10 protein-coding genes are annotated in these 11,819 nt (G+C 70.3%); 6 read left to right on the top strand and 4 right to left on the bottom strand.

The window, feature by feature from the left end; all coding sequences use genetic code 11:
* Window positions 1–57: 57 nt before the first annotated feature.
* Both ACIHEJ_RS38050 and ACIHEJ_RS38045 read right to left on the bottom strand, forming a co-directional pair.
* Window positions 58–1,242, bottom strand: coding sequence for a type III polyketide synthase (locus ACIHEJ_RS38050; RefSeq protein ID WP_400142424.1), 1,185 nt, complete (start codon window positions 1,240–1,242; stop codon window positions 58–60).
* Window positions 1,243–2,291: 1,049 nt separating this feature from the next.
* Entirely contained in the window at window positions 2,292–3,194 is a 903-nt protein-coding gene (locus tag ACIHEJ_RS38045; RefSeq protein ID WP_400142423.1) for an FG-GAP repeat domain-containing protein, read from the bottom strand.
* A 321-nt stretch (window positions 3,195–3,515) separates the two neighbouring features.
* Between ACIHEJ_RS38045 and ACIHEJ_RS38040 the strand changes: the two genes are divergently transcribed.
* Window positions 3,516–3,944, top strand: coding sequence for a hypothetical protein (locus tag ACIHEJ_RS38040; protein WP_400142422.1), 429 nt, complete (start codon window positions 3,516–3,518; stop codon window positions 3,942–3,944).
* 428 nt (window positions 3,945–4,372) lie between these two features.
* Here ACIHEJ_RS38040 and ACIHEJ_RS38035 read toward each other — a convergent pair whose 3' ends face one another.
* Both ACIHEJ_RS38035 and ACIHEJ_RS38030 read right to left on the bottom strand, forming a co-directional pair.
* On the bottom strand, window positions 4,373–5,617 hold the full coding sequence (locus tag ACIHEJ_RS38035) for a ThuA domain-containing protein (protein WP_400142421.1): 1,245 nt from the start codon (window positions 5,615–5,617) through the stop codon (window positions 4,373–4,375).
* Window positions 5,618–5,989: 372 nt separating this feature from the next.
* Complete coding sequence (locus ACIHEJ_RS38030; protein WP_400142420.1) at window positions 5,990–6,466, bottom strand: MarR family winged helix-turn-helix transcriptional regulator; 477 nt, start codon at window positions 6,464–6,466, stop codon at window positions 5,990–5,992.
* A gap of 151 nt (window positions 6,467–6,617) precedes the next feature.
* Between ACIHEJ_RS38030 and ACIHEJ_RS38025 the strand changes: the two genes are divergently transcribed.
* The 5 genes from ACIHEJ_RS38025 to ACIHEJ_RS38005 are packed head-to-tail and all read left to right on the top strand — an operon-like array spanning window position 6,618 to window position 11,705.
* The gene (locus tag ACIHEJ_RS38025; RefSeq protein ID WP_400142419.1) at window positions 6,618–7,718 is read left to right on the top strand and encodes a phenazine biosynthesis protein; all 1,101 of its coding nucleotides are present in this window, start codon (window positions 6,618–6,620) and stop codon (window positions 7,716–7,718) included.
* Entirely contained in the window at window positions 7,718–9,145 is a 1,428-nt protein-coding gene (locus tag ACIHEJ_RS38020; protein ID WP_400142418.1) for an aldehyde dehydrogenase family protein, read from the top strand. Before ACIHEJ_RS38025 ends, ACIHEJ_RS38020 begins: the two co-directional genes overlap by 1 nt.
* A 12-nt stretch (window positions 9,146–9,157) precedes the next feature.
* Window positions 9,158–10,411 carry an MFS transporter gene (locus ACIHEJ_RS38015; RefSeq protein WP_400142417.1) on the top strand — a complete coding sequence of 418 codons (1,254 nt, stop codon included), beginning with the start codon at window positions 9,158–9,160 and terminating at the stop codon, window positions 10,409–10,411.
* Between the two features lie 15 nt (window positions 10,412–10,426).
* Entirely contained in the window at window positions 10,427–11,152 is a 726-nt protein-coding gene (locus ACIHEJ_RS38010; RefSeq protein ID WP_400142416.1) for an SDR family NAD(P)-dependent oxidoreductase, read from the top strand.
* Window positions 11,153–11,189: 37 nt separating this feature from the next.
* On the top strand, window positions 11,190–11,705 hold the full coding sequence (locus ACIHEJ_RS38005; protein WP_400142415.1) for a DUF2231 domain-containing protein: 516 nt from the start codon (window positions 11,190–11,192) through the stop codon (window positions 11,703–11,705).
* The last annotated feature ends 114 nt before the right edge of the window (window positions 11,706–11,819 follow it).

Here is an 11,819-nt window from a genome sequence, read left to right as displayed (position 1 = left end):
TGGCGTGAGCCGTGATGCGGGCGGCCCGTTCGCCGGTACAGGTGGCGCGGGCTCGCCCTACAGCCACTCCCCTTCCAGGGCGGTGGCGGTGAGGCCCGGTGCCGCCGCGTACAGGACGGCACGACTGCCTGGCTTCTGACCGGCGTCGTGCGCCCGCCGCATGATGTCGAACACGGCGGCGCCGCCGCGGTTGCCGGTGGTGTAGCTGTCCCGGCTGTAGTCCAGCAGCCCGGACGGCCACGCGTCGGGCATCGTCTGCTCCATGTACTCCAGCACCCGGGTACCGCCCGGGTGCGCGAGCAGCACGTCGGGGTGCCAGGAGTCGGGGTCGTCCTGGTAACGGACGCGCAGCCACTCCCACATCGCGGTGACCGTCTCCTGTACGGCGCGCGGCCCGCGCCGGTCCATCACGAAGTGGGTGCCGTCCGACCGTGTCTCCAGGCGGTGCAGGTCCTGGGTGCCGGGCAGGGTGTGGTTCCAGGCGGCGTCCAGCCGCAGCACCGACTCGCGCCTCGGGCGGCCGGTGACCACCGCGGCGACCGCGGTGTCCGCGAACAGCAACCTGACGATCAAGGACTCGAGGGTGTCGTCCGCGGGCTGGTACGTCGTGCTCAGCGCCTCCGAGATCACGACCAGGACCACCCGGTCGGGGTCCGCGGCCACGAGATCCGCCGCCAGCGCCAGTGAACGGGTCCCCGCGATACAGGCCCACTGCGTGGCCGGCTGCAGCATCACGTCGTTGCGGAGCGGAAGCTTGTTGGCCAGGGCGATGTCCAGACCCGGCAGCGCCGGGGTGGTGGAGTTGCTGGTGATCAGGCAGTCGACGTCCGAGGCGTCCAGCCCCGCGATCTGCAGGGCCCCGCGCGCCGCGCGCTCCCCGTAGGCCTGCACGGCCTCCCAGGCCGGCGCCGTACGCTCCTGAACGGTCTGGGGCGTGGGTATCGCCTCGAGGGCGGCGATCACGCGGTCCACGTCCTGCTGGGTGAACCCGTCGCGTGCCAGCGCCTCTTGGGCCGGCCCCATGCCGACAGCCCCGAGGCCGCCGCCGCTGCCGGGCGCGACGGCGGTCTCCAGCGGCAGCATCCACCCACGGGTCCGGATGCCCGTACTGGCCGCGATGCCGTCGATCCGCGGCGCCCACGCCGCATGCGGGTGCCGGTCGCGCACCTCCGCCACGATCTGGCTGGTCTCCACGGTGTGCTCGCCGTGTATCACGGCAGGAGGGCAGAGGTAAGCGGCCATGATGGGGCACCTTTCCGAGGGAAAAAGGAGAAATGTCGCGAGTGCTGTGTCTTGGGTCACTCTGGGAGTTCGCGGCCAATGGAACGCCTATAAGCCCCACTTCGGGCGTCGACGTCCGGTTCGAGAATGGACGCTAAATGGACATTTGCGCTGTGACCAAGACAACTCGGGCAGCCCTCAGCGGGCGTGAGACGCCACACACCCTCGAAAGAAGGGGGCCCTCGAAGCGGTTCCGCAGGTCTCTTCTGGCTTTCCGTCAGCCAGGGAGCGTCCGGGACATCGCCACTGCACCCTCAACCGCCGCCACCCGGCACGTTCAGGTGTCCGCGCACCGAGGCACAGCGCCTGCGCAGCGACTGGCGCGTTCACGCAAAGGGTTCACCGGGCGGCCATGGAGTGGTCTGCGTTCGATCGGCTGGAGATCACAGTGCTGCCGCAGGGACCACGTTTCCTGCCGAGCTGCGCCGCTGGGTCAACGGCGAGAGCTTGGTGGAGCAGGGGGTGGCCTCTGGGGCCGTGTGCCTCTGGCAGTGGAAGCGCTGCTCGTGGGGCGCGCCGGCCCGCTGCCGGCGACGTCCGGGCCGCGCCGTGTGAGGCAGATCCGGGTGGCGGCTCTTGGCACGGCGCGGCGGGCCGACCTCGAAGAAGCGGCGCGACTCCCCCGCGCCGACGATCCGATCGTGGTCCGGGCGTGGCATCAACTGACGTACGGTGGGCGCCGATCGCGCCGCTGCCACCAGACCGATCCCCGGACGGGGCGTCGGCGGGATCACCGACAGGTCGTCGACGCGATTGCGCGGGAGTCAGCGGACCGGCTCGCAGCGCATGCGCCTGCCGCCCACACAGGGAGGCCTGGAAGGACGCCCACCAACGTGTCGCCGGGGCCCGCGAAGGGGGCCCGGGGCAGGCGAGACGGCCGGCCATGCCATCGGCCGGCGTCTGCGTCCATTGCCACCACGGCGGCCCGCAGCCACCTCCGGGAGGAGGGGTTCGGGGCCGGGACAAGGCTCGTGTGCTGCACCTCCGGTGTCAGGCGCCCGTAGGGGATGTCAGAAGAGGTCGCGGTACTGGTTGAAGCCGGTGCCGATCTTGGCACGGGACTCGAAGGGCGCGGCCGCCTTGCCGTTCCCCTTGTACAGCCACAGGTTGCCCTTGGGGTCGCGGGCGAGCAGGTCGCTGTGGCCGTCGCCGTCGACGTCCCCCGTGGCCACCAGCTTGTTGAACTGGTTCCAGCCGGAACCCACCTTGACGCGGGGCGCGAACGGCTTCCGCGGATCGCCCGTGCCCTTGTACAGCCAGAGGACACCGCGCTTGTCACGGGCGACGACGTCCGACTTGCCGTCGCCGGTCAGGTCGCCCTTGCCGGTGATCTGGGTGAACTGGTCCCAGCCGGAGCTGACCTTGACGCGCGGTGCCAGCGTGCCGTCCGCCTTGGTCTGGAAGCGCCAGAGGGCACCCTGCTTGTCGCGGACCAGCAGGTCGGGGTGCTTGGCGTGAGCCAGAGTGCCCGGGGAGAAGGTGACGTTGTACCGGCCCCAGCCCGTGGCGACCTTCTTGAGTCGCCCGCCGCGCCAGAGGTTCAACGTGCCGTCGTCCATGACCTGGTACGCACCGTCCTGCCAGCCGGTCAGGTCAGGGTCTATCGACACCTCGTACCTGAGGTGCGGCCAGACGGCGACGCCCGATCGGTCATCGAAGCCACCCTTCCCGTCGGGCATGTAGACGTACATCTGGCCCGACGACAGGATCCCGGTGAGGAAGAAGAACGGCGCGGCGGGGGTGGGCTTGTGCTGCCCGGCCGTGGCGGCGCTGCGGGCGGCGTTCCCGGCCGGACCGGTCGTCGCAGGGGCGTCGGCCATTGCGGTGCCGGCGGTGGCACCGACCAGGGCGACGGCGATCGCCGAGGTGACGAGGCGCGACAGGGCGCGTGCACGCCGGGGAGACTGGGTCACGTATGACTCCATGAGGTGTGGGGAATCAGGCGGTGCGCTCTGCCCAGGTGCAGGGAGCGCCCGCATCATTGTCCTGATCTTGACACGTCTGTCCCAGTGGTTTTGCGGTGGGGCACGGAAGATGACATTCCGCCCAGACGACACCCATGTCAGGGCGCCTGCGCGATGGACCACGCGCGACACCCCGCCTCGAACCCGAGCCGCCGGCCCGACCCTCCGACCGTCAGCGCCGGTGGCCGTCCGGGCGACAAACTGCCCCGGACGGTTGAACCACGACGGTGCAGAGTTGTGATCATGAAGTCATCATGAACCACTCATAACATGATCAGACACGCAATGCGCACCCTCTTCGCCGCCGCCCTCGTGGCTGCTCCCCTCGCCCTGACCGCGACGCCCGCACAGGCCCTGACGGCATGTACGGTCAACGGCCGTCCCGTGTCCGGTACGACCGTCAGTGGTACGGCAGGCTCCGACTTCATCAGCTGCGGCTCCCTCGCCCCCGGCGACAGCGTCGCCGGGTTGGGCGGGAGCGACTTCATCGTCATCGACGGCGTCGTTGCCGGCACCGTCGACGGCGGCGACGGCGACGACTACATCACGGCCGGCGCGGGCACTACGGCGAGCGGCAGGGTTCTCGGCGGCGCCGGCGACGACTTCATCTCCGTCGGCCCGAACGCCGGCACCGTCGACGGCGGATCCGGGGTGGACTTCTGCCGAGTCGCCTCCGGCAACCCCCCCATCAACTGCTGACCAGCAGCTCAGGACAATGAGGCCGGCCGCCCCCCTCCAGAGGCGGCCGCCGACAGGCAGGTCCCTGTGAAGCCTCGGCGGGCGCAGGGGGGCGGTGGCGGGGCCGCCGCCTCGTCGGCCCCGCCGAAGGCCGGCTGGAGACGGCCGGTCAGCGTCAGGAAGGCGACGAACACGCCTGTGGCGATCCAGCCGGGCCACCCGGCCATCCCCGTGTGCAGGGGATCCGGTGGGGCCTTGGGACCGGCGAACTCCTTGACCATGTCGACACTCACCGAACTCACGAACGTGTGGCCGATGACAGCGGGTACGACCGACCCGGAGCGCAGCCGGATCAGCTCACCGGTGAGTCCGCCTGGAGCGCGTATCGACGGTGGACCCAACTCCACGGTCCGCGTCGGGATCTCCCCACCCGCCGTGGTGTCGGGTGATCAGGAAGGCAGGACCCAGCGCTGGTTGGCCGTGCCGGCGCAGGACCAGATCTGCAGCCGGGTCCCGTTCGCGGAGCTCGGCCCGGTGGCGTCGAGGCACTTGCCCGACTGAGGATTCACGAGCGAGCCGTTCGCTCCGGGCCCCCAGATCTGCGATCCGGTCCCGTTGCAGTCGTAGAGCTGCACCTTGGTGCCGTTGGCGGTCCCCGCCGACGTCACGTCCATGCACTTGCCGAGAGCAGAGAGGGTGCCGGTGCTGCCCACCGTCCATGTCTGCGCGCCGGTGCCGTTGCAGTCGTAGAGCTGTACGGCCGTTCCGTTGGCACTGGAGGCCCCCGCGACGTCGACGCACTTGCCGCCGTAGCCGCTTATCGGGCCGGACACCGTGCTGGGCGGGGTCACTGGACCCGACTGGCCTGCTGCCCACTTCATCTCCTGAAGGAGCAGCTGGTTCTGCTGCGCGCTCGCGAAGGTGGACGACAGTGTCGTGTCGGTCGCGTAGTCCATCGCGTTGTGACCGAAGTTGTTGTAAACCATCTTGTAGTCGCGGTTGGTCCACACGATCGGGTAGTAGCCGCTGTACCAGGTCTGGTTGGGGTCGGTCCCGATCGGGAAGGTGGACGGGTCCATCGATGCCAGGATGTCGATGTCCGGGTTCTGCCTGAGGTCGTTCTGCCAGCTGTACCACTCACTCACCGACGACGAGATGGTGGTCGGAAGGCCGGCGGTGGCCGGGTGATCGGCGTTCTCGATCTTCAGCGTCTCCGCGGTGGGTCCCCAGGAGTTGCTCCGGAACGTGCCGGTGCCCAGGAACGTGTTGTGGTACCAGGGCCAGTCGCTCGTGCTGTCGTTGTAGGCGGAGACATGGAAGCCGACGAACCCGCCGCCGCCTGCCATGTAGGCCTGGAAGGCCGACTGCTGCGACGTTGTGTGCGGGTAGTCGTCGAGGAACATCACCACCTGGTAGCCGGCCAGGTCCGCGGCGTCGAGCCGGCTCCAGTCCGTGGTCGCCGTGTATGTGAACCCGTTCTGCGCGCCGGCTTTCGGGAACCAGTCGTTGGCCTCGTGGTCGAAGCTGATATGAGCCGCGTCGTAGGTGCCGTTGTAGAAGGCGATGACCTTGAAGGCACTGGCCGCCCGGGCGCTGTGCGCGGGAGCGGCCTGGAAACCGAGCACCACGGCGAACAGCGCGAGCAGTCGCAGCAGGATGCGCAGTCTGGGGACATCCGTTCGGGCACGGGTCATCCGAGGTTCCTCCTCGTCCACGATGGCGGTGGGGTGCGTCGTGCGTGCGCCTCACCCAGGAGTATGGGTGATGTTCATGTCAATGAACATGGTCTGGACCAAACTCCCGCACTGGTACACCCGAACGCCCCGGAACGGTTCGAAGCAGATCGCGAAGCACGACCGGGGCACGAGGCGACTCCCACCGCGATCCCGGTGGGCAGCACGAACGACAGCACGGAACGAGCAGATCAACCGACAGTCGCACGATCAACGACTTCCGTGAGGACAAGGAAGGCCAACTCGACCTGACTCCGGCCCCCACCCGGTTCCGGTCCAGCGCATCAGAAAGTTACGGATCGTGGACACACGGGCGCGGCACGGAGCGAGCGGTCAGAGCAGGCGCAGCAGCAGTGAGCGCAGCGTTTCGCGTTCGTCCTCGGCGAGGGGCTCCAGGAATTCCTCCTGCACCAGCCCGATCAGCCTTCGGAGCTGGCGCAGTTGGGCGGTGCCCAGTTCAGTGAGGTACAGGGCGTAGGTGCGGCGGTCCTGGCCGCGGCGGCGTTCGAGCAGGCCGGCCTTCTCCAGGTCGTCGGTGAGCGTCACGATCGTGGTGCGGTCGATCCCCAGCTTCGTGCCGATGACGCGCTGACTCTGACCCTCTTCGAGGTCGACCAGATTCAACACGCCGAAGTGACGCAACGTCAGCTTGAAGGGGCCCAGCGCCTCGTGCGCCAGCTCGGTGATGCGCTGCGAGGCCTTCCGGAGCAGAAACGGATAGGAGGCCTTCACCGAGTCCGGCAGCGTGACGAGGAACGCGGCATCCCCGTCGGTCGGACGGACGAGGGTTTCGTCACTGTAGGTCGCCATCTGGTTACTCCTGTCCGGCCTTGACGTTCGTCTTTATGATGCTACATACTCCGACTCGTCAGTTCAGCTGACAATCAGTATCCCGACTGATGGTCCCTTGCGCTAGCCCCGCAGAGCACGGAAGCGTGCCGAGAGACAGGACCGATCCGAGATGGCCGACGACTTCAGTTCTGTGTTCGAGCCGCCCATCGACTCCTCCCCCGACATCGACGACCTCGTTCGGGCCACCATGGAGTGGCACTTCTCCCCCCTGACCGGAAGCCCGTACTGGGTCGACCGCGCGACGTCCTTCGGCTTCGACCCGCTCACCGACGTCAAGACCGTCGCCGATCTCGGCCTGTTCGCCGACGTGGCGGTGGACTGGAGCCGGATTCCGGCGAGTTCGCTGGTGCCGCGCGGCTGCCTCGGCCGGGGCAAGCGGTTCGGTGTCTACGAGTCGGGCGGTGCGACGGGTGCGCCCAAGAGAATCGTCGACGCGACCTCGCGCAGCCGCAACGTGACGTGGCAGAGCCACATGCTCGACGAGCAGGGGTTTCCCTCCGGAGCGGGCGGGTGGCTGCACATCGGGCCGACGGGGCCGCACATCATGGCTAGGAACATCAGCGTGCTGGCCGAACTGCGCGGGTTCCTCAACCATTTCGTCGACCTCGACCCGAGGTGGGTCCGCCGCTGCGTCGCCGAGGGGCGGCAGCCGGAGTTCCGCCGCTACATCGACCACGTCCTCGACCAGGTCAAGGACGTGCTGAGCAGCCAGGACATCCGGGCCGTCTCCAGCACCCCGCGCATCCTCGAGCACATCGCCGCCCGCGAGGACGTCTACACGCTCATGCGTGAGAAGGTCCGCGGCATCGTGTGGGGCGGGACGAGCATCGACGCCGAGACACTGCACCTGCTCGAGGACGAGGTCTTCCCCGAGGCCACGCTCGCCGGCGCGTACGGCAACACCATGATGGGGGTCGCCCCGCAGCGCACCCGCCTCGATGCTGACGCCGCGGCCTGCACCTTCCGTCCGTACTACCCGTACACCGTCGTGGAGTTGGTCGACCCGGCGCAGCCGGAGCGGGCGGTCGAGGAGGACGAGGAGGGGCGCGTGGTGATCACGGTACTGACCCGTGACTACTTCACTCCGCCGACCCTGGAGCGGGACCTGGCCGTCCGGCGGCGATCGGCCGGGGGCTTCGCGGGGATCGAACTGTCGGACGTCCGTCCGTACGAGCCGGCGGACACGAAGATCATCGAGGGTGTGTACTGATGGTGGCACCCGCACCCCTTCACGAGATTCCCCTGGTCCGGGCGGGCAGGGCGGCCGCGTCCGCCGAACGGTCACAGCTGTGCGGGGTGGACGGGACTCCGCTCGCCGTGGTCCACCAGGCACCCCCGCTGCTGGCCCGCCTCACCGTCGCGGACGTACGCCGGTACAGTGCGGGCGACGCCGCGGACGGCGCGCCCGATGCGTCGTTACTGCGGCGCGCGGGCGAGTTGTTCGCCACGGCCACGCTCGCCGGGCTCACCCCTGACATGTACTGCGCTCTGCAGGCGCGAGCCGCCGGTGTGCCCGTCGTCGTGGCGCGCCACTCGCTCGAGGACATGGCGCAGACCTTCGCGAACGTCGGTGCCCGGGTGGCCGCCGAGCGCCCTGCGGGGGTCAGCGGCGAGATCGTCCCCGGCGACATCTCGGCGGTGTGGACGCGACGCGGTGATGTGCTGGCGGTGGTCGCACCGAGCAACAACCCCGGCACGCACACCCAGTGGCTGACCGCGCTCGCGTGCGGTTACCGGCTCGTGGTGCGGCCCGGGGCGCGTGATCCCTTCACCCCGGCGCGGATGATCGCCGCCCTGCTGGAAGCCGGTGTCCCCGGGCACTATCTCTCCCTGCTGCCCGGCAGTCACTCGACCGGTGACGCGCTGGTGGAGGCGGCCGACCTGAGCCTGGTCTTCGGCGGCGACGCGGCGGCCGAGCGCTACGGCGCGGACCGCCGGGTGATCCTGCGCGGCCCCGGCCGGTCGAAACTGCTGCACAGCGGGGCGATCACCGACGAGGTGGTCGACGTCATCTGCGACTCGGTCGGATACGACGGCGGCATGCGGTGCACCAACGCGACCGCCGTGTTCACCGATGCGGACCCGCGGGCGCTGGCCGAAGCCGTGGCCGCGCGCCTGGCCCGGCTCGCCGCCGCCCCGCCCCAGTCGCCCGAGGCCCGGCTGCCGGTGCTGCCGATCAAGGAAGCCCTCGCGCTGCGCGAGCAGTTGGCGGGCCGCCTCCAGGGCGCGGTGGACGTGGCCGCCGGACTCTATGCGGACGGGCCCGTGGCCGATCTGGGGGACGGTTCGGGTGCGTTGCGGCCCGCGGTCCTGCTCTGCGACCGGACGGACCATCCGGGGGCACGGATCGAGCTCTCCTTCCCGTGCGTGTGGATCGTGCCGTGGCAGCGGTCGCAGGGGTTCGCCCCGCTGCGCGACACGCTCGCGCTGACCGTCCTCGGCGACGACCCCGATCTGGTGCGGGAGGCCTTGCGCGAGCGCACGATCCGCAAGGTCCTCTTCGGTCACCTCCCCACGTACGCGGCGGGAGCGGTCAGTCCGCACGACGGATATCTCAGCCACGACCTGATGGAGGCACGCGGGTACGGCATCGGGCGGCCGACCAGCATTCCGCCGCCGGATTCGCTTCCGGCCTGAGTGAGGAGCACGATGAATCAGCGACCGGACACCTTACGGCGAGCGCGGGCGTCGAAGAGCCTGAACGTGCTGTACGTGGGTTCGTTCCTGGGCAACTTCGACCGGATCGTCATCACCCCGCTGCTGCTGCCGGCCGCCAAGGGCCTGCATGTGAGCGTGGGCTCGGTGACCGCGGCCCTGACGGCGTATCTGCTGCTGTTCGGTGTGATGCAGCCGGTGCACGGGCTGATCTCGGACACCGTCGGCCGGGTGCGGGTGATGCAGGGCGCGCTGCTCGGGATGTGTGTCGCCGACCTGGTCTCCGGACTCGCCCCGAGTCTGTGGGTGCTGATTCTCGGCCGGGCGCTGGCCGGGGCGTCCGCCGCCGCGCTGCTGCCGGTGGCCGTGGCGTACGTGGGTGACCGGGTTCCGTTCGCGCAGCGGCAACGGACGGTGGCGACGGTGCTCGCGGCCGGTGCCGTGGGAACCGCGGGGGCCACCGTGGTGGCGGGTGTGGTGACCCATCTGTGGAGCTGGCGCGGGGCGATCCTGCTGGTCGCGGTGGCCGCACCCGTGCTGGCCGTGGTGACCGGGTGGTTGCCGGAGGCGTCCGTCCCTGCGGTCGGGGCGACGAGTGTGGCCGGGCGGATCCGCCGGGTCTTCGCCATCGGATGGTTCCGTTTCCTGGTGGTCTTCGCCCTCGTCGAGGGCGCGGCCATGCTGGGGTTCTTCAACTTCTTCAACGCCGCCCTGCAGAGCGGTGGCAAGAGTGTCCTCCTCGCCGGCCTGGTCACCGGTTCCTACGGTCTGGCCGCGGTCGTCGGCGGAGTGGCGGTGCGGATGGCGGGGCGGCGCGTCTCGGCGGCGGCACTCTTCGGGACCGGCGGTGCGGTGCTGTTCCTGGGCTACGTGGCGTGTGCCCTCAGCCGCTCGATGGCCGGGGTGCTGGTGGGCAGTGTGGGCGCGGGACTCGCGTTCGCGCTGGCCCAGTCCATCGTGCAGACGTGGGCGACGGAGGTGGCCGAGCCGGAGGACCGCGGGGTGGCCACCTCGCTGGTGGCGTGCGCGGTCTTCACCGGGGCCGCGGTGAGCACCTACCTGGTCAGCGGGCTCGCCAACAAGACGCACTTCGGGCTGCTTTTCACCGTCGCGGCCCTCGTCACCGCGCCGGTGGCGATCGTCGGGCCCGTGGCACGGGCGCGGTTCTCCACAGCTCTCGCACGGCAGCGCGCGGCGTCCGGGAAGGCGGACTCACCGCTCCCGGCCGGCCGCAACGAAGGCAACTAGCGAAGGGGCTTGCAGATGGCTCGGACAGTGGTGGTGACCGGTGGCGGTACCGGTATCGGCAAGGCGGTGGCGCAGGCGTTCCTGGCCGACGGCGACAACGTCGTCATCACGGGCCGGCGGGAGGAGGTGCTGCGCCGGGCGGCACAGGAGCTCGGCGGGGCGGTGAGCGCCCACGCCTGCGATCACACCGATCCCGAACAGGTGGAAGCGCTGCGTGACAAGCTGCCGGACGTCGTGCACGTGCTGGTCAACAACGCGGGCGGCAACCGTGACTTCGACGCCGCGCCTCCCGGCGACCTGCGGGCGGTTGCGGAGCGCTGGCGGGCCAACATGGATGCGAACCTGCTGGGTGCGGTGCTGACCACCGCCGCCTTGGACAAGCTGCTCGTGTCCGGCGGGGCGGTGGTGAACATCAGCTCGTTCGCCGCGGACCGGGGAGCGGGCTCGTACGGGGCGGCCAAGGCCGCCATGAACACCTGGAACATCTTTGTCGCCCGGCAGTTGGGCGGCCGTCAGGTGACCGCGAACGTCGTGGCGCCCGGCTACATCGACGCCACCGAGTTCTTCCGTGACCGCCGCTCCGGCGAGTTCCACGCCGAGCGGGTCGCGGAGACGATGGTCGGCCGGGCCGGACGCCCCGAGGACGTGGCCGAGACCGTCCGCTTCCTGGCCTCGTCCGCCGCCCGGCACATCACCGGACAGGTGCTCCGCGTCGACGGAGGCGTCATCCCCACCCGCTAGTCCTGCTTTTCCTCCCTGATCCCGGAAGGACATGAGCATGAGTGACACGAGACGATCCGAAGGCTCCGCCGCCCGTGCCGGCGCGAGCGCCGCGCCGGGCACCGGCAGCCCGGTGCACCCACCCGTCGCGCACCTCACCTTCGGCACGTACCTGACCGGTGCGGTGCTGGACCTCGCCTCGGTCTCGCACGCGTTCGCCGCGTCCACGAGCCACGACCTGTTCCGGGCCGGGACCTTCGTCTTCATCGTCGGCAACGTGGCCATCGTGCTGGCCCTGATCGCAGGCTTCGCGGACCGCAAGCAGCGGACGGCCGCGGGCAGCGAGGACCGCGCGGCGGTGAACAAGCACGCGCTCGGCGGCTTCGTGGTGTGGGTGCTCTCCGTCGCCGACACCGTCGTCAGGCAGGGCGCCTCGTCCAGCACCACGCACACGCCGGTGCCGGTGTTCGTGCTGACGGTGCTGGTGGCGGTGGGTCTGCTGGCGACCGGCCGGATGGGCGGCAAGCTCGTGTTCCTGCGGGGCATCGGCCCGGCCGGCCGCAGTGCCCGCTGACCGCGTCGAGGGCGAACCGCACGACCCCGTGGGCACGACCCCGCCGGGGGGGGGCGGCCCGGGGGGGGGGCGGGGGCGGGGGCGCCCCGGGGGGGGCGTAGCCGCGTAGATAAC

Source organism: Streptomyces sp. NPDC052301 (assembly GCF_044593395.1).
Classification (GTDB): Bacteria; Actinomycetota; Actinomycetes; order Streptomycetales; family Streptomycetaceae; genus Streptomyces.
This window is presented reverse-complemented; position numbering and strand designations above follow the sequence as displayed.